Source organism: Streptomyces sp. NPDC001515, assembly GCF_053597115.1.
Window position 1 is genome coordinate 30,399 of record NZ_JBSFHN010000050.1, and the last position, 17,750, is coordinate 48,148.

Consider the following 17,750-nt stretch of genomic DNA (forward strand, 5'->3'; position numbering starts at 1 on the left):
GTCCCAGTTTCTTCCGGATTGCGACTGCGGAGGGGGTTGAGCCTCGCCCCCGGCGGGCCTCAGCCCTCTCCGCAGGGCCCGCCCCGGCCGCCGTCCGGCCTCCCCGCACGACCCGCCTTCGTCCCCCGCGCGACCCGCTCCCGGCGGCCGTCCGGCCTCCCCGTTCGGCCCAGTCCGGCGGGCCGGTGACCGGCACCGGCCCTTGACTGTTGCTGTGGAAACAGCCGCCAAGCAGCCCCTCGCCCCGGCCGGCGCCCCGCCCTCCGGCGCCTACCGCAACCTGGTGATGGCCACGATCGGCTTCGCGCTCACCTTCTGGGCGTGGAACCTGATCGCGCCGATGTCCGCGGACTACAAGGACCGGCTCGGCCTCAGCTCCTTCCAGCAGTCGCTGCTGGTGGCGGTGCCGGTGCTGGTCGGCTCGCTGGGCCGCATCCCGGTGGGCGCGCTCACCGACAAGTACGGCGCCCGGCTGATGTTCCCGCTGGTCTCGGCGCTGACCATCGTGCCGGTGGTGCTGCTGATCCCGGCGAAGGACTCCTACGGCGCGATGCTGGCCGTGGGCTTCCTCCTGGGCCTGGGCGGCACCACGTTCGCCATCGGCATCCCACTGGTCAACTCGTGGTTCCCGCCCTCCGACCGGGGCCTGGCGCTCGGTGTCTTCGGCATGGGCATGGGCGGCGTCGCGCTCTCCGGGTACTTCACCCCGCGCATCGCCAAGCACGGCGACAACCTGCCGTTCCTCGTGGTCGCCGGCGCCCTCGTCGTGTACGCGGCACTCGCGGCGGTGCTGGTCAGCGACCATCCGGACCGCAAGGTGCCCACGGACTCGCTGGCCAAGCGGCTGGGCTCGGCGAGCAGACTGCGGGTGACCTGGGAGCTGTCCGCGCTGTACGCGATCGGCTTCGGCGGCATCGTGGCGTTCGGCGTCTATCTGCCGACGTACCTGAAGACCTGGTACGAGCTGACGCCGACCGACGCCGGTACCAAGGCGGCCGGGTTCGCCCTGGTCACGGTCATCTTCCGGCCGATCGGCGGCTGGCTCTCGGACCGGATCCACCCGGCGGTCGTGACGTCCGCCGCGCTGGGCCTCGCGGCGGTGACCGCGATCGTGCAGGCATTCGACCCCGATCTCTCGCCCGGCGGCACGATCGCGCTGCTCTGCATGGCGGCCGGCCTCGGCACCTCCAGCGGCAGTGTCTTCGCCCTGGTCTCCCAGGTCACCCCGCAGGCCAAGGTGGGCAGCGTGACCGGCATCGTCGGCGCCATGGGCGGCCTCGGCGGCTTCGTGCCGCCCCTGGTGATGGGCGCGATCTACAGCGCGAAGGGCTCGTACTCGATCGGTTTCATGCTGCTGTCCGATCTGGCACTGGCGGGCTGCGTGTACGCGTACGGACGCATGCGGAACATCCGGCGCGACGCCTGACCGGCCATGCCCGAACGGCCTGCGCCTGACCTGACCGATCTGTGCCAGAGCCGGCTACGCCTGACCTGACCGGTCCATGCCTGAACGGTCCGCGCCTCAAAAGTCTCCGCCTGAACGGCCTTCCCTCCGCGTACGGGAACGGCGGCGCCCCGGTCGTCCACCCCGGAGCCCACCCCTGTCGGGGCGTGCTTCGAGGCACATTCGAGGGTCGGAAGCGCTTCACCGCTCTAGGGTGCGCAGGGTGATGCCACTTCTGCCTGCACTCCAGGACCCGACCGGATCCGCGGGGGCCCGCGAGGCCGTCCGCTTCGACGAAACCTCCCTGTCCTACGCGCGGTTGGCCGCCGCGGCGGACGCGCTGGCCGCCGAACTCCCCACTCCGGGACCGGTAGCCGTGTGGGCGCTGCCCACCGCGCACACCGTGGTCGCGGTGGTGGCCGCGCTGCGCGCGGGCGTGCCCGCCGTCCCCCTCAACCCGAAGACGGGCGCGCGCGAGCTGGCCCACATCGTCGCCGACAGCGCCCCCGCCGCCGTGCTGGCCGCCGAGGGCGAGACCCTGCCGCCCGCGCTGGCCGGACTGCGGCGCATCGACGTGGCCACGACCACCAAGGACCCGGCCGGCCCGGCCCGGCCCGAGCCCTCCCCCGAGTCCCCGGCCCTCATCGTCTACACCTCCGGCACCACCGGCCCCCCGAAGGGCGCCCTGCTGCCGCGCCGGGCGATCGCCGCGTCGCTGGACGCGCTGGAGGACGCCTGGCAGTGGACCGGCGACGACGTCCTCGTGCACGCGCTGCCCCTCTTCCACGTCCACGGGCTGATCCTCGGTGTCCTCGGCCCGCTGCGGCGGGGCGGCTCGGTGCGCCATCTCGGCCGGTTCTCCACGGAGGGCGTGGCCCGGGAGCTGAACGACGGCGGCACGATGCTCTTCGGCGTCCCGACGATGTACCACCGGCTCGCGGAAGCGCTTGCGGACCCGGCCGGTCCGGACGGTCTGGCCAAGGCCCTGGCGGGCGCCCGGCTGCTGGTCTCCGGCTCGGCCGCGCTCCCCGTCCACGACCACGAACGGATCGCCGCCGCGACCGGCCGCCGGGTCATCGAGCGGTACGGGATGACGGAGACCCTGATGAACACGGGCGTACGGGCCGACGGCGCGCCGCGCCCCGGCACGGTCGGCGCCCCGCTGCGCGGCGTGGAACTGCGCCTGGTCGAGGAGGACGGCTCCCCGCTGGACGATCCGTCGGCCATCGGGGAGATCCAGGTGCGCGGGCCGAACCTGTTCACCGGCTATCTCAACCGCCCCGACGCCACCGCCGCCGCGCTCACCGAGGACGGCTGGTTCCGGACCGGCGACATGGCCACGCTCGACCCCGACGGCTACGTACGGATCGTCGGGCGCAAGGCCACCGACCTGATCAAGAGCGGCGGCTACAAGATCGGTGCCGGGGAGATCGAGAACGCCCTGCTGGACCACCCGGGCGTCCGGGAGGCCGCCGTCACCGGCGAACCGGACCCCGATCTGGGCGAACGCGTCGTCGCCTGGGTCGTCCCGGCCGATCCGGCCGCCCCGCCACCGGCCGACGAACTGGCCGCTCATGTCGCCGCCCAGCTCTCCCCGCACAAGCGCCCCCGCACGGTCCGCTATCTGGACGCCCTTCCCCGCAACGACCTGGGCAAGATCATGAAGCGGTCGCTCCATGGCTGAGCGGGCGGCGGGCGGGACGGCCCGCGCGGCCGTCGCCGCGCTCACCGACGACTTCACCGAGTCCACCGCCCCGGTCGAGACCACCGCGGGCGACGGACCGCTCGGCTGGGAGGGGTACGCCTACTCCCGCGACCGGGCGACCGCCCGCACCGGCGAACGGGAGTCCGTCGTGCACGGCCTCGCCACCGTCGGCGGGCGGCGCTGCGTCCTGATCTCCTTCGAGTTCGGCTTCCTCGGCGGCTCGCTCGGACAGCGCACCGGCGACCGTCTGGAGGCCGCGTACGAGGAGGCCGCCCGACGGGGCCTGCCCCTCGTCTCCCTGATCGCGACGGGCGGCAGCCGGATGCAGGAGGGCATGATCGCCCTCACCCAGCTCCACCGGGTGGCCCGCGCCTCGGCCCGCCTCCGGGCGGCCGGCCCGCCCCAGATCGCGGTGGTGCGCGACCCCACGACCGGCGGCGGCTGGGCGACCCTCGGCGCGGGCGCCGATGTGATCCTCGCGCTGCCCGGGGCCCAGGTCGGCTTCGCCGGCTCCCGCGTCCGGCCGCCCGACGCCGACCCGTCCGCGTACACCGCCGAGGGCCAGTTCGCCGCCGGCCAGATCGACGCGATCGTGGCGCCGGAGGAGCTGCGGGAGGCGGTCGGCCGTTGGCTGCGCCTGCTGGAGCCGGCGGGCGCACGAGGGCCCGCCGCCTCACGCCCCTCACCCGCCCCTGTCCCCTCCGCCCCCCTCGCGACGGAGCTGCCCCGGACCGGATGGGACGCGGTGCTGCGGGCCCGGAGCGCGGACCGGCCGCGTGCCCGCACCTATCTGGACGCCTACTTCGACCTGCGGATGGAGCTGAGCGGCGACCGCTGCGGCGGCCGGGACCCGGGCCTGCTGTGCGGCTTCGGGCTGCGGGACGGCGCACCCGTGGCGTACGTCGCGCAGTGCGGTACGGCGACCCGGCCCGCGGGCTACCGGACGGCGGCCCGGGTGATCCGGCTGGCCGACCGGCTGGGCGTCCCGGTCCTCACCCTGGTCGACACCCCGGGCGCGGCCAACGACGCGGAGGCCGAGCGGAGCGGGGCGGGTCCGGCCATCGCGGACGCCTTCGCGGCGATCGCGGCGGCCCGGGTCCCGGTCACGACCCTGGTGATCGGGGAGGGCGGTTCGGGCGGGGCGCTGGCCCTGGCGTCCCCGGACAACACCCATGTGACGGCGGACAGCTACTTCTCGGTCATCGCCCCCGAGCTGGCCGCGGCGATCCTCAAACGCTCCCCCGACCGGGTGCGGGCCACCGCCGACCAGCTGCGGCTGCGCCCGCAGGACCTGGTGGAGCTGGGGGTGGCCCGCTCGGTCGTCGGGGCGGCGCCCACGGAGGGCGGGAGCGCGTCGGCGCGCGAGGGCAGGCCGGGGTGAAGAGGGCCTTTCGTTCGCATCAGGCTGGATCAGGGAGCGGGGTGTGGTGCGTGGGGCTGCAAGGCGGAGGAGGGCGTCAACGCGGAGCGTTGGCAACCGACGACAACGCCGCAGACACGCGTGCCACACCCCGCGAGCCCAGCATGATCCGAACGAAGGCCCTAACGTGGCGAGGGGGGCCGTCCATCGACTGACGACTGAGGAGATGACCGGTCATGGCCGCAGAGCCGGAGGGCACACCGTGCTGGGCCGACGCGACGTTCGCCGACCTCGACGCCGCCAAGCGCTTCTACGGTGAGCTGCTGGGGTGGACGTACGGCGAGTCGTCGCCCGAGTTCGGCGACTACACCCAGGCGTTCGTGGACGGCAGGGCGGTCGCCGCGCTGATGCCGCCGCCTCCGGACCACGACGTGCCGTCGGCGTGGTGCCTGTACCTCGCCTCGCCGGACGCCGGGGCCACCGCCGCGAAGATCCGCGAGCACGGCGGCACGGTCCTGGTGGAGCCGATGCGAGTCGGCGAGTTCGGCACGATGGTGCTGGCGGCGGACCCCGGCGGGACCGCCTTCGGCGTCTGGCAGCCCGGCACCCACCAGGGGTTCGAGGCCCGCGCGGTGCCCGGCGCCTACAGCTGGGCCGAGATCTTCACCCGGGAGCCGGAGAAGGCCGACGCCTTCTTCCCGGCCGTCTTCGGATACGGCGTCAAGCGCATGGAGGACGACGCCGTCGACTTCACCCTGTACGACCTGGGCGCGGATCCCGTGCTCGGCCGGATGAAGATGACGGAGGACTTCCCGCCGGAGGTTCCGCCGTATATGAACGTGTACTTCACCGTGCCCGACTGCGACGAGGCGGTGGCGAAGGCGCAGTCCCTCGGCGCGACGCTCCGCTTCGGCCCGCTCACCATCCCGTTCGGCCGCTTCGCCGCCCTGACCGACCCGCAGGGCGCCCCGTTCTCGCTGATCGACGGCACGACGACGGGCGGCGACATGCCGGCACTCACGGACGTGTCCTGACCGCGCGGCCTGTGTCCGGCCCCGGGCTCCGGCCCCGGTTCAGGTCTCGGGGGGCGCGGGCGTCCTCACGGGCCGCCGGGGATGGACGGGGCCCGGCCGCGAGTCAGACTCGGGGCGCGGCCTCACGTACCCGGAGCCGAGCCGGCCCGGGGGCGACAAGTCAGGCTTCGGGGGGTGCACGGCCTTACGTACCCCGGAGCCGGACCGGGCCCCGGGGTGCGCCTCAAGCCGGGGGCGTACGGCCGCCTCACGTACCCGGAGCCGAGCCGGCCCGGGCCACGGGTCAGGCTTCGGGGGCGCGCGCGTCGTAGCGCGCGAACCCGGGCCACCGTAGCGCCAGCAGTCCCACGGCGAGGACGCACGCGATCCCGCCGCCGGTGACGGCCCAGCCCGGCGAGGCCAGATCCGCGACGGACCCGGCGAGGAAGTCACCGAGCCTCGGGCCGCCCGCCACCACGACGATGAACACCCCCTGGAGCCTGCCGCGCATCTCGTCCGGCACGGCGGCCTGGAGCATGGTGTTCCGGAAGACCATCGAGGTGGTGTCCGCGGCGCCCGCGAGCGCCAGGAAGACCAGCCCGAGCCAGAGCTGCCGGGTCAGCCCGAAGACGGCGACGGCCGCGCCCCAGCTCGCCACGGCGAACAGCACCGCCCGCCCGTGCCGCCGGATCCGCCCGAGCCAGCCGGAGAACACCCCGCCCAGGAGCGCCCCGAGCGCCGGAGCCGCGACGAGCAGCCCGGTGGTCTTCGCGTCGCCCCCGTACCAGAGCCCGGCGACTACGGGGAACAGGGCGCGGGGGTGGGCGAGCACCATCGCGCACAGGTCGGTGAAGAACGTCATCCGCAGGTTGGGCCGCGTGCCCAGGAAGCGCAGCCCGTCCAGGACCGAGGCCCGCTTCGCGGTCCCCGCCTCTCCCTCGCCCCGGTCGGGGAGCATCGCGGGCAGCCGCCACATCGCGTAGAGGGAGGCCGTGAACGTGATCGCGTCGACCCCGTACGCCGCCCGGTACCCCCACCAGCCGACCACCAGCCCGCCCAGCATCGGCCCCAGCAGCATCCCCGTCGTGCTGGTCATCGAGGACAGCGCGTTCGCCGCGGGCAACTGCTCGGCCGGCAGCAGCCGCGCGATCATCGAGCTGCGCGCCGGCGAGTTCAGCGCGAAGCACACCGCCTGGAGCGCCACGACCCCGTACAGCAGCCCCACGCGCTCCACCCCGGCCACGGTGACCCCGAACAGCCCGACGGACAACAGAAACGATCCGGCCGCACTCACCAGCCCCAGCTTCCGCCGGTCCACCGTGTCCGCGATCGCCCCGCCGTACAGCCCGAACACCACCAGCGGCACCAACGAGCAGAACCCGATCAACCCCACCGAGAACGCCGACCCCGTCAGGTCGTACACCTGCAACGACACCGCCAGCGAGGTCATCCCCTGCCCCACCCACGACACCGTGTTCCCGAACCACAGCCGCCGGTAGTCCGGCGAGATCCGCAGGGGCGTCAGGTCGGCGAGTATCCGCCGCCGCGGCGTCGGCTCGTCGGCCGCATCGGTGGGCTCGGTCAGGGATTCGGTCACAGGGGATGGTATCGACGGGACGGCCAGACACCCCGGCCCCACCCCCGCGAACAGGGCCCGGCAGTCCCACCGTCTCCCCACCCCGGTGTGTCCCGCTTCCGGCTCCGGACCATCCCCGCAGGCGCGGGGCCGACCGCGCGGCGGACATGGTGGCGCGCGACGGCGTCGGACCATCCCCGCAGGCGCGGGGCCGACACCTGCTGAGCGCCGCTGGACGAGTCGCCGTCAGGACCATCCCCGCAGGCGCGGGGCCGACTGGGTGCCGCGCCCGCGCGGGGTGGCGAGGACCGGACCATCCCCGCAGGCGCGGGGCCGACTCATGGCACTACGGAGAGGTGCTGCATACACCCGGACCATCCCCGCAGGCGCGGGGCCGACGCACTGGCCGCCGCCGAGCGCGGCTGGCACGTCGGACCATCCCCGCAGGCGCGGGGCCGACGGGGAGTGCGCCCCGTGGGCCATGCCCGGCCACGGACCATCCCCGCAGGCGCGGGGCCGACGACAAGCTGGGCAAGTTCCCGACGCTGGTGTCCGGACCATCCCCGCAGGCGCGGGGCCGACTCCTGCGCCCGCCGCGCCGACGCCCTCCCGTTCGGACCATCCCCGCAGGCGCGGGGCCGACACTTCTTGAGCTGGGGTTCTATCGGGCCGAAGGGCTGTTTTCATTCAGTTGCTTCTTGGGGCGGGCCGAGAGGATCAGTCCGTCGAAGTCGACAGGCTGCCAGCGGTCTCGGCCTGCGGTGCGGACGGCCCATCCCTGTTCGTTGGCCGCTGGTTCGATGAGGATGGCTTGGCCGTCGCCGATACGCGTGGCCAGCAGTTCCCAGAGACGATCGCGGATGCGACGGCTGGGGTTGCCGACGAATACGCCGGCGCTGGCTTCGACCATCCACCGGGTGAGGTGCCCGCGAAGGCCCTCCGGGGCCGCGACGAGAATGATCACGGTCATGATGCGGCTTCGGGGTCGTCGAGATCGGGTCCGATGATCGCGATGTGGTTGTCGGGCATTCCATGTGCCGACATGTCATCGGTCCGGTCGGCGTAGTTGGTACCTCCGGGAACGGACCCCCGGTTCTCGTCCCACAGGAGATTGGCCTCGGGATCCTCGAAGTCCGCTCCCTCCGGGGTGAGCAGATTCTTGACGTCGGTGACGATACGGCCGAGAAGCTTGTCGCGGGCGATGAGGTCACGGAGCCCAAGTCGGGCGTCGCGTTCCTCGGTGAGGCCCTGCGCGGCCAGGTCGAAGGCGAGTGGAATGGTGTACTCGGCCTTGTAGAGGTCGGCGATGTCCAGGACGAAGGATGTGGCTTTGCCCGTGTGGACGAAGCCGAGCCCCGGGCTGGCGCCCAGTCCGATGATGACGGCATGGCAGATGCCGTAGAGAGCGGCGTTGGCCGCAGACAGCAGCCGGTTGAGGTCGTCACCCGCCGCGAACGCGTCCCCGGGTTTGTAGACCCGGCCGTTCCAAGGGACTCCGGCCCGGTCGGCCTGGGCCTTGTACAACTTGCGGATGCGTGTGCCTTCGCGTCCGCGGAGTTGCTGCATGGTGAGGGCGGAGACGTCCTCGCCGGGAAAGCGCATGCTGTACATGGCACGGGCGACGGCAAGGCGTTCCTTGGGCCGGGTGACGAGCCATGCCTGGCGGTGCAGAAGGCCGGCGCCCCTGCTGGGCCCGAGCCCGGCCGCGTACATACGGACGCCCTGTTCACCCACCCAGCACACAGCGGTGCCGGAATCGGCGAGCAGGCGGATCGCTCCGTGGGTGACGCGCGTTCCGGGGCCGAGAAGCATGACAGCAACCATGGCCGCCGGTACCCGGACGGTCTGCCGCTTGTTGATGATGACGACGGCGTTCTCGTCCCGGTCCAGATGACTTCGCTCGACGTAGACGCTGGAGACACGGTCGACGAGACGGTGCAGGTCCTGGGGGTCGGCCTTCCACCAGATGTCGGGCACGGGTGTTCATTCCCTTCCGGGGAGAGGGGCAAGGGTGAGCAGCCCGCATCCGTAAGCCTTGGAGGGGCCGATGCCGCCGAGGAGCCGCTCGGCGAGAACGTCCGGATCCGTGATCCGCAGGCTTCCCTCGAAGGTGACGGAGTTCATGACGACATGGGCCTCCTTCCCCGTCGGCGTTCCCGTTCCCGTTGCCCTTCCCGTTCCCGTTCCCGTACCCGTTCCCGTCGCAGTTCCCTTCCCGAATGAACGGCGACTGCGGGCGATGATGCGGATGTCGCGCGGCGGTGCCCCGGCCGTGTCGTGGGTTCCGTCGAGGCCCGGGGCCGCGGGGATGTCGAAACCCCATCGAGACGCACGGGTGAGGAACCACGTGAGCTGCGCTTCGGCAGTGCGGTGGCCGAGGCGGAAACCGCGCCGGTAACCGGCGTCGACGCGTGCTTGCTGGTGCGTGGTGGGCTTGTCGGGCCGATTGGTGTTCTGCACGGGGTTGGCGGTGAGCCGGAAGGCGAAGCTGCGGCCGGGCGCGAGCTGTCGCAGGAGCGGGGCGTAGTCGCGTACGGCGTAGTGCTCGCCGTCGGCGTCGGGCCATCCCGCCCGCTCGACCAGGTGGGACCAGTCAGGTCGGTCCTCGGTGAGAACGAACAGCTGGGGACGGTAAGGGTTGTCCGGGTCGAGCCGCCACAGAGTACGCGACTGGCCGGGCTCGCCGGGGATGCCTGCTTGGACCGCGCCGTGCATGGCTCGTGGACTGGCCAGGAGCTTGCGGCTCTCGGCACGCAGGGGGTTGATGCGGATGCGGGAGAGATAGGGCATGTCAGTTACCAACCGAGGAGAGCAAAGGGGTCGTGGCCGCCCGTGGTCGGGGGGTGCTCGGGGTCGGGGGTGAGCCCGGTGGGAGCCGCGACGTAGGTGTGCCGGATACGGCGAGTGGTGAACGTCCGGTTCGTCGGGGCGAAGGACAGCGGGACGTCGTCGCGGGTCTCGTCCCCGGCCGGATCGTCAAGCGTGGCGGAGAGGTCCACGTGAGCGGCGTTGCCGTTCCTGCGCCCCCACCGGTCGCGCACCGCCCTGCTCACCTGCCAGGGCTCCGCGCGCAGCACCTCTTCGAGCGCGCCGGCGCGCTGCCCCAGCACCAGGGGCTGGGCCGGTACGCAGGACCGGCGGCCGAGCGAGAGCGGGAAGGCCGGGTGACGTACGGCGTATTCGAGGGCCGTGATGAGTTCGCCGGGGCCTTCGACGGCTGCGAGGAAGACGGCGTCCTGGAGGTAGAAGCGTTGAGTGATATGCGTCCGCTTGGCCGGTGAGGTGGGCTTCTGCGCGCCCTTGGCGGACACCGCGGCGGACAGCAGCGGCCGGCCCCGGTAGTCGCTGACGGTGTGGTAGTCGCGCAGGAGACTGCCGGGCTGGTCGACCCGGATGCCGAGACCGAGTCCGGCGAGGTCGTCCACGTCGGCGTGGCGGGATCGCCCGGCGGCAGCGGCGAGGAGCCCCACGACCCCGGACTTGGTCGGCTCCGGGCGTGTCTCGCGGCGGTTGAACGTACTGCGGTCACCCCACGACTGAAGGGGAGCGGCGAGGCGCAGCAGGAGTACGGAGGTGTGGCCGGGCGGCGTCACGCCTCTTCCCCCAGGGCGGAGGCGATGCGGGTGCGCACGGCAGTGCGCAGGTCGGCGAAGGGCACGGATTCACCGAACGCACGAGCGAGGGCTTCAGCCGTGTCCTTGGTACGCGGTTCGTCGATGGTGAAGATGTGGCTGGCCGCCTCGTAGAGAGGGGCGTCGCCCCATGTCCTTGCCTCGTCCGTGTACGCCACGGCCAGGCGGCGGGCGGATTCGGCCTGGATGCCGGCCTTGGCCGCGACGGGATCCTCGAAGGCGGAGACAAGGTTGACCGGCTGGTCCCCGCGCACGACGACGGAGACAAGACTCGGCCGGGTGCGGTGGGCGAAGGAATTCTGATAGCCGGTGGGAGCGGACAGGACGAAGCTGCCGAGGAAGCCGTCGAGGGCATCGAGCGCCGCTGGGGTGTCACCGCCGAGGTTCTCGACGAGCTGGGCGAACCCCACCGTGGCATAGCGGTAGAGGGTCGCGGAGTTGAACCCGATGGTGCCGATCATCCCGGCCCCGGTCTCGCCCCGTTCGTTCTGGTCGTCGACGGCGGTGAAGTAGTCGAACTCGAGCTGCGTCTCGTGGGTGGAGATCGCGTGGGCCACCTGCACGGCGGCGTCCACGTTGAGCTTGGGGATGTCGGCGACCATGCGGCCGAAGAGCGCGACGCCCACGGGGTGGCCGGTGCTGAAGCTCTCCACGACGGGAAGCTCCTTGACTTCTTCGGCCAGGGCCTTGTCGTCCAACACCACGAGGTCGGCCGCGCGGCCGGCCACGAGGGCTGCGACGGCGTCCAGTTGGGCGTTCCCGTAGAAGAGGAGGTAGGCGGTGTCGCTGGCCTTCTTGCCCTGGCTCAGGCCCAGTTGGGCAAGCAGGGCCTCGGCGAGACGGGCGGATTCGTCGCGCTCCAGGCCCGTGTTCCGCGCGATCCGTGTCGTGAGTTCCTGGGAGATGCGCTTGGTGCGGGTGGCGCGGTCGGGCTCGGGAACCTGCGTGTCGAAGTGCTGACGGGTCGCCCGCTTCCACGCCTGCGAGGACACCCGGGAGCGGCGCACACCACCGAAAACGGCTTCCTTGGGGTTGCCCTGGTCGTCCCGGTTGAGGTTGGCGGGCGGCACGGTCTGGACGACGTGTACGTCGATGTAGAGGCGCTGAGTCATCGGATTGCTCCAAGTCGTGTACGGGTGAACAGATAGTGGCCGGGCGGCCGGCACCTGGCGGGCACGGGGCGCGCGGGAATGGCGCCCGTCGCGAACACCGGAGGCAGTGGGGGTCAGCCGTCGGCGCGCCGGCCCGTCGCGCCCTGCGTCCAGCCGTAGTAGTCCAGGCCCCAGCGGCGGCGTACGCGCGAGCGTGAATCGGGCTGGCGCCAGTCGTGGATGTCGGAGATCAGCCGGTTGTAGTCGACGGGCTGCTTGATGTCCTTGAGCTGACTGATCACGCCACGCAGCCGCAAGGCGAGCGTGTCCGTGGAGGTGGCGGAGAACACCTGCTGAAAGCGGGAGTCGACCGCCTCCTCGCTCGTGCGCTTGTGGCGCCGGAGCCCGAGCACGGCCCGGCCGAGCCCCACTCCGTCACGGTGCATCGGCTGTTCCTGGCTCTGCTGGTGCAGTCCGTAGAGGGCGAGCGCGATGTGCTCGGCTTCCTGCTCGGCCGAGACCTCTCCCCGACGTGCGGCGTAGTCGTCGACGGGGCAGGTGTAGAACGGGAACATTTCCAGCACGGTTCCGGCGGGGCGGCCCAGACCTCGCCGGAGAACCGCGAGATCCTCACCGGGCGGGCGCTTCTCCGCCGCCGTGCCCTCCTTACGGCGCCAGGTACCGTCCGCGGCGGTGTAACGGTGCCAGATCCTCGGCTTCGCGGGCTCTTCTTTGCTCATGATCATGTCCAGACGTGGTGAGGATGCGGTATCGCGCGAGGCATGCCGTGCGGCTTCGGGGCCGACCCGGCCGGGACAGCGGCGAGGCCTCACGGGCACGAATGCGGGGCGGGTCTTCGCCCCGCTCACTGACCGCCGGGGGCATGGTCGTCCTTCCGTGCGCCGTCGGCCCGGTGCAGGATCTCCGCTCGGCGCTTGAGGAAGAACGCTTCGGCCGACGAAACGCGGTGCGTCCGCTCCGGCTTCCCCTCTCCCTGGGAGACGCTTCTCCCCAGAAACGCCCCGACGGGGACCGCCTGCAGGAGACGATCGGCCACCTCCCAGGCCCTGCGCCAGGCAAGTTGCTCCCAGGCGAGCTGCCCCGCCTCGATCCGCTCCGGGTCGTCCACGCCTCTCATACCGGCCAGCAGGCGTCGCACCAGTGGGTCCAGGGCATGCAGCACGAGCTCGCCCGGACGTTGCCCCTTGTCCCACGGGATCGGTTCCGTGCCGAGAGCACGGCGCAGATCGGCCGAGAGGTGGTTGACGGCCGCGGCCAACTGCTCGGCCTGCTCCGCGACTTCGAGAAGCGCGGAGCGTACGTCGCTGTCCTCCCCCAGCGCGGCCACGGGGAGGGGCAACGCGTCGAACATCACGTCGTCGATGACGGCCGACTGATTCCCGTAGGCGATACCGGAAAGCTCCACACGCAGCGGGTACGCCTCGTCAAGGTAGAAGGACAGGGCGCCGGCCTGGTCCAGCACCCTGCTCGTGGCGAATCCGCTCGTGTTCTGCCCGGCCTCCCTGGACTGCCGCTCGGGCGCCAGGAGCGCGTCGAGTCCGCGCCACGCGGCCTTCCCGGGCTGGAGACGCATGGGGCGGCGCGGGGGCGTGGCCGCTCGCTTGCCCTTGCCCGCCCCTCGGCCGCCGGTCGGCTCGATGCGCCACATGGTGTGCGGCTCGGTCTCGGGCGTACGGGGCATGCGGTCCCCCGCGGCCACCAGTACGCGCGTCACCCGCACGCCCTCATCGGTCGCCTCCGGGAAGAGCCGAATCCGGCGGGCCTGCCAGGTCCACAGATCCAGCAGTCCTTCAGGCACCCGCTCCTGCCACTGCGGGGTGCCGGCCGCGTGCGGATGCGTGGGTTCACGCCTCCTCCACTGCGGAAGGTCGGTCGACGTCGGCGGTGCGCCCACCGGCAGGTTCAGCAGCAATGTCTCGAACAAGGTCTTGCCGACCAGCAGGGTCACGCCCATCTGCCCAAGCGGACCGGTCGGATTCCCCACCGTCTTGCCCGCCTTCGCCTTCGGATCACCGACAACGCCGGTCTTGATCGCGGCGGTGTCCCAGCACTGCGTGTGGAGCAGCCAGTGCGCCGCTTGTGCCGGTGTCAGCGAGAAAGCGTCCCCCTCCGTACGGGAGGCGAACAGCGGGACGTTGTTGCCGGTCGCGGCGGTCGCAACGATCAGTCCGGCGTTCTTCGTCTCGTCCTTGGCCGTACGCATCCCGGCGACCTGGCCGAAGGGCTGCACGGGGTCGAAGAGGTCGAACAGCCCGCTGTGCGCATCCAGGTACGCGCCGAGCTTCAGGCGCTGTTCCCGCGACCACTGGCCGGCCGAGAACCACTCCATCCACGCACGCTCGTCGGCCGGGCGCCCCAGAGCGTCCAGCACGACGGGCAACAGAACCTGACGGAACACCGCTGCCCTCTGGGTCGGGATCTCCACCACCAGGTCACCGAACTCATGCGCGTCCAGCAGCGCGGTGCGCAGCGGCTGATCGTGTGCCGGCCCACCCGCAGCCGGCGGCAGGCGTAACCATGGGGCGTCCGTCAGGGAAAAGCCATACGTCATCAGTCCCCCCTCAGATGGAACGTTCTCTGTTTAACGCTAGCGCTCTGCCTGGGCATGCGCACGGTTTCTCCACAATCAGGTGCGAGAATCCGGTCGTTGACCCCACCGCCGCCGACCCTCACGGGTCGGGGCGAGGGGATGGTCCTGTTCTCTGTTTGCACAAGGAGCCGGGAATCACGTCGACCCCGCGCCGCGCGGGGCCCCGAGCCGCCGGGCCCTTGCCCGGCGGCTCGTCCGCGCTCACGACTCAAGCCCCCACCGGGCAGGCGGATATGAGCACGCTCACACCTCCCGGAGCCCGAACTCGTTGTCGTACGACACCGTGGCCTCCCCCAACCGGGCCGTACGGGAGGCGTTCAGAACCAGAGCACGGCTCCGCCGTAGCCACGGATGCCCGTGCCATCCGGGCAGAGGCGAAAGGCCGGATGCCTCTTGAGCGAACTTCGACGGCAGCCGCACCACCGAACCGAGCACTTCGTCCAGCACCTCGGGCGCGACATCGCCGTTGACACTGAGGGCTCGCCCTGCCAGCGTCCGGAACACCTCGTCGCCCTCTTCCCTGACCACCAGAACGACCTCGACGGATTCGTCGCCGTCACGGACCGCCGCCCGCAACGAGCTCTCGTCACTGCCCGTCGTGGAGCCGCCGTAGTGCAGACCCGCCAGGGTCCGCTTCTCGTGCTCGCCGTGCGGAGTCAGCAGGAACTGCCGCGCGTCCTCGGCACGGCTCCGGTTCCGTTCTTCCTGCTCCCGCCGGGCGGCTTCACCGGCCTCGCGCCACTCCGCGGGAAGCAGGGCCGAGTCCGCTCCGTACACCTGTTCCACCAGCCGGGGGACGTCTCCCGGCACCGACCACGTCTCACCGGCTTCGGGCAGCACCGCGGCAGTCCGGAGAAGCAGATGGCTTCCGTAGATCTTCTCGCTGGCGTAGACGAATGCCGGCTCGCGGCATTCACGTGGCTGGAAGCCCGTGACGAACACCTTGGGTGTCCGCAGTCCTTCCGGACGCCATGTGCCCGCGTGGCGATGCAGTCGGCCCACCCTCTGCAGCAGCAGGTCAACGGGGGCCAGGTCCGTGACCAGCACGTCGGCATCGACATCGAAGGACTGCTCGGCGAGCTGTGTTGCCACCAGGATCAGCCGGCCGTCCCTGGGCCGTGGTGTCTGCGGCCCCAGCAACCGCAGGCACTCCTCCGTGAGATCGGCACGTCTGGCGACGGTGAATCGTGAATGGAGAAGACGCACTTCGTCGTGCGCGAACCTCTCGCGCAGCATTGCGTAGAGGTTCTGGGCTCGCGCGACGGAATTACGGATGACGAGCGCGGTTCCTCCGTCGATGAGCTCGCCCGCCAGCAGATCGCCCACCCGTGCGTCCGCCTCGCCCTGCGCTCGTTCCCGCTCCGCACGGGAGGCCCCCGCACCGGGGACCGCCTCGGGGACGACCCGCACCTCGACGGGAAGGTCCTCGCGCCAGCTGTCCGTGGCCTCCACCTGAAACTGCGGCTCGCCGGAGGCCGACAGCCACGCCGCTGTGACGCTCGGATAGCCGGACGGCTTCGGAACCCCAGCCCTCAGCTCCTCCCGGGAAGCGGCGCCGGCCATGTACGCGTCGATCAGTCCTTGGCGTTGCGCCGGGGCGAGCGTCGCCGAAAGCGCGATCACGGGTACCCGGGCCTGCCCCAGCCACCACAGCGCCTCGTGGAGGAACTGGCTCATGTAGATGTCGCACGCGTGCACTTCGTCGAGGATCACGACCTTGCCGGCCAGGCCGGCCAGGCGCAGCATCACATGCCGCGTGCGGGTAGCGGCGTACAGAAGCTGATCGACCGTGCCGACCACGAACGGAGCGAGCAAGCCGCGCTTCGCCCCCAGGAACCACTCGGCAGGCGCCTGCCGCTCCGGCGTCTCCCCGCCGGCGGATCCCGAGCCGTACGGGTCGTCAGCCAGCCCGAACTCATCCACGCCGCAGTACGTCTCGTCGGCGTACGAGTCCGCGTCCTCCAGGAGCGCCTTCCACTCCCGGTTGAACGCCCGCTTGCCGTGCAGCAGCACCACCCTGGAGGCGAGGCGCTCGTCCACAGCCCCGACCCACCGGCGCGTGCGGGTGAACATGGGGTCGCTGGTCGCCTGAGTGGGCATTCCCACGAACACTCCGCCCTCGCCGAACGTCGCCGCGAGGACGTGAGCCGCCGCCTGTGCCGCCTCGGTCTTGCCCTCCCCCATGGGCGCTTCGACCACCACGATTCCCGGGCCGGTCATCCGGTGTGCGGCCTCGATCACCATCGTCTGTGAGGGGCGGGGCCCGTATCCGTATCGGTCGCGGAACTCATCGGGCCCCGGCACCTCCAGAGCGCCCCAACCCCCGTGCAACCCCAGCGCCTTCCACGCCGAGACGGCCCGCTCGCGAGAAGCGCTCAGACCCACCAGCGCCAGGTCGTCCATGCCCACGAAGAAGCGCTCGTCGCTCGCGATCCAGTCCGCCATGACGACCAGACCGCTGAGCTGCAGCTGAAGCGCCCGGGACGGAGCCACCACCGGTTCCGCCTCACGGAGCCCCGCAAACCCGAGCTCTCGTGTGAACACATCGAGTAGTGCCTGCTGAGCCCGACGCCAGACCCCCTTTCCCCTCAGCTGCCCCTTCGCGTGGGACGGCTCCCCAACATCCCGGAGCGAAGGAAAGGCACCGTGGTGCCCCGCCACCAGGGGCCAGACCCAATCGACCTGCTCGCCGCCCCAACCCGCTTCGGCCAGGAGCTCGCGCGTCATCAGTCCACCGGCCCAGTCGTGACGCCAGCGCCGTTGCTGCTTCGCCCCCGCGACGGCGCTCCTCTCCACCCACGTCAGCCCGGCCCGCCCCACGGCCTCGGCGCCTTCCGGCCAAAGACGCTGATGTGTCGGCGTGGCCTTGCCGCAATCGTGAACGCCGCAGATCCAGGCGAACAGCCGCCGGCCACCCTCGGGCCCGCCCGCGACGCCGTCCAGGGCCGACCGCGTCGAGGGCGCGAGGAAGTCGTCCCACAACAGCTCCGCGACCGCCGCCGTATCCAGCAGGTGCGCCATCAGGAGGTTCGTGCTTCCCCCGGCCCGCTCCCGCGACTTCCCCCACAGCGTCTCCAGTGCCCGTACCACAACCGGCTCGTAGAGATCGCTCAGCTTCCGCAGGTCCACACCGTGCCTCCACGAACTGGTCTCAGGTCTGAGTTCCAGAGCGTAGAGGCGAGCACTGACAACCCACCCAAGTCACGGAAGCCTGCCGTTTCTTGAGCATAAAGACGTATTATTCCGCGCCGCCGCCACCGATCCACGCCGCAGAGACCGGCTACCGCACGGCGTACACAACACGAAGCCCCAGCCCCC

Annotated in this window: 13 protein-coding genes and 1 CRISPR repeat array; of the genes, 4 read left to right on the forward strand and 9 right to left on the reverse strand. The window is 71.7% G+C overall.

Annotation, left to right across the window (positions count from 1 at the left end; all coding sequences use genetic code 11):
* The first annotated feature begins 286 nt into the window (after positions 1-286).
* The 4 genes from ACWCXC_RS34700 (at position 287) to ACWCXC_RS34715 (ending at position 5,543) form a co-directional block, all read left to right on the forward strand.
* The gene (locus ACWCXC_RS34700) at positions 287-1,426 is read left to right on the forward strand and encodes an MFS transporter (protein ID WP_450683978.1); all 1,140 of its coding nucleotides are present in this window, start codon (positions 287-289) and stop codon (positions 1,424-1,426) included.
* 244 nt (positions 1,427-1,670) lie between these two features.
* Positions 1,671-3,128 (forward strand): acyl-CoA synthetase, encoded by a 1,458-nt coding sequence (locus ACWCXC_RS34705; protein ID WP_450683964.1) that lies wholly within the window; start codon positions 1,671-1,673, stop codon positions 3,126-3,128.
* Complete coding sequence (locus tag ACWCXC_RS34710; RefSeq protein ID WP_450891558.1) at positions 3,121-4,530, forward strand: carboxyl transferase domain-containing protein; 1,410 nt, start codon at positions 3,121-3,123, stop codon at positions 4,528-4,530. The genes ACWCXC_RS34705 and ACWCXC_RS34710 overlap by 8 nt, the downstream gene beginning before the upstream one ends.
* Before the next feature lie 215 nt (positions 4,531-4,745).
* Positions 4,746-5,543 carry a VOC family protein gene (locus ACWCXC_RS34715; RefSeq protein ID WP_450683962.1) on the forward strand — a complete coding sequence of 266 codons (798 nt, stop codon included), beginning with the start codon at positions 4,746-4,748 and terminating at the stop codon, positions 5,541-5,543.
* A gap of 283 nt (positions 5,544-5,826) precedes the next feature.
* On the opposite strand, the gene ACWCXC_RS34720 is transcribed toward ACWCXC_RS34715, so the two are convergent.
* The 9 genes from ACWCXC_RS34720 to cas3 form a co-directional block, all read right to left on the reverse strand.
* Positions 5,827-7,119: an MFS transporter gene (locus tag ACWCXC_RS34720; protein WP_450891559.1), complete on the reverse strand. Its 1,293-nt coding sequence runs from the start codon at positions 7,117-7,119 to the stop codon at positions 5,827-5,829.
* Between the two features lie 105 nt (positions 7,120-7,224).
* A CRISPR array of direct repeats spans positions 7,225-7,741; the repeat unit is 29 nt; unit sequence CGGACCATCCCCGCAGGCGCGGGGCCGAC.
* 18 nt (positions 7,742-7,759) lie between these two features.
* Positions 7,760-8,068 carry a type I-E CRISPR-associated endoribonuclease Cas2e gene (cas2e, locus tag ACWCXC_RS34725; protein ID WP_389098958.1) on the reverse strand — a complete coding sequence of 103 codons (309 nt, stop codon included), beginning with the start codon at positions 8,066-8,068 and terminating at the stop codon, positions 7,760-7,762.
* Complete coding sequence (gene cas1e, locus ACWCXC_RS34730; RefSeq protein ID WP_450891560.1) at positions 8,065-9,075, reverse strand: type I-E CRISPR-associated endonuclease Cas1e; 1,011 nt, start codon at positions 9,073-9,075, stop codon at positions 8,065-8,067. The genes cas2e and cas1e overlap by 4 nt, the downstream gene beginning before the upstream one ends.
* 6 nt (positions 9,076-9,081) lie before the next feature.
* Positions 9,082-9,888, reverse strand: coding sequence for a type I-E CRISPR-associated protein Cas6/Cse3/CasE (gene cas6e, locus ACWCXC_RS34735; protein ID WP_450891561.1), 807 nt, complete (start codon positions 9,886-9,888; stop codon positions 9,082-9,084).
* 5 nt (positions 9,889-9,893) lie between these two features.
* Positions 9,894-10,691, reverse strand: coding sequence for a type I-E CRISPR-associated protein Cas5/CasD (gene cas5e / locus ACWCXC_RS34740; protein WP_450891562.1), 798 nt, complete (start codon positions 10,689-10,691; stop codon positions 9,894-9,896).
* Complete coding sequence (gene cas7e / locus ACWCXC_RS34745) at positions 10,688-11,842, reverse strand: type I-E CRISPR-associated protein Cas7/Cse4/CasC (protein WP_450891563.1); 1,155 nt, start codon at positions 11,840-11,842, stop codon at positions 10,688-10,690. The genes cas5e and cas7e overlap by 4 nt, the downstream gene beginning before the upstream one ends.
* 113 nt (positions 11,843-11,955) lie before the next feature.
* Complete coding sequence (casB, locus tag ACWCXC_RS34750) at positions 11,956-12,561, reverse strand: type I-E CRISPR-associated protein Cse2/CasB (protein ID WP_450891564.1); 606 nt, start codon at positions 12,559-12,561, stop codon at positions 11,956-11,958.
* A 125-nt stretch (positions 12,562-12,686) separates the two neighbouring features.
* Positions 12,687-14,393 carry a type I-E CRISPR-associated protein Cse1/CasA gene (gene casA / locus ACWCXC_RS34755; RefSeq protein ID WP_450891565.1) on the reverse strand — a complete coding sequence of 569 codons (1,707 nt, stop codon included), beginning with the start codon at positions 14,391-14,393 and terminating at the stop codon, positions 12,687-12,689.
* Positions 14,394-14,675: 282 nt separating this feature from the next.
* Positions 14,676-17,561 (reverse strand): CRISPR-associated helicase Cas3', encoded by a 2,886-nt coding sequence (cas3, locus tag ACWCXC_RS34760; RefSeq protein ID WP_450891566.1) that lies wholly within the window; start codon positions 17,559-17,561, stop codon positions 14,676-14,678.
* Positions 17,562-17,750: the final 189 nt, after the last annotated feature.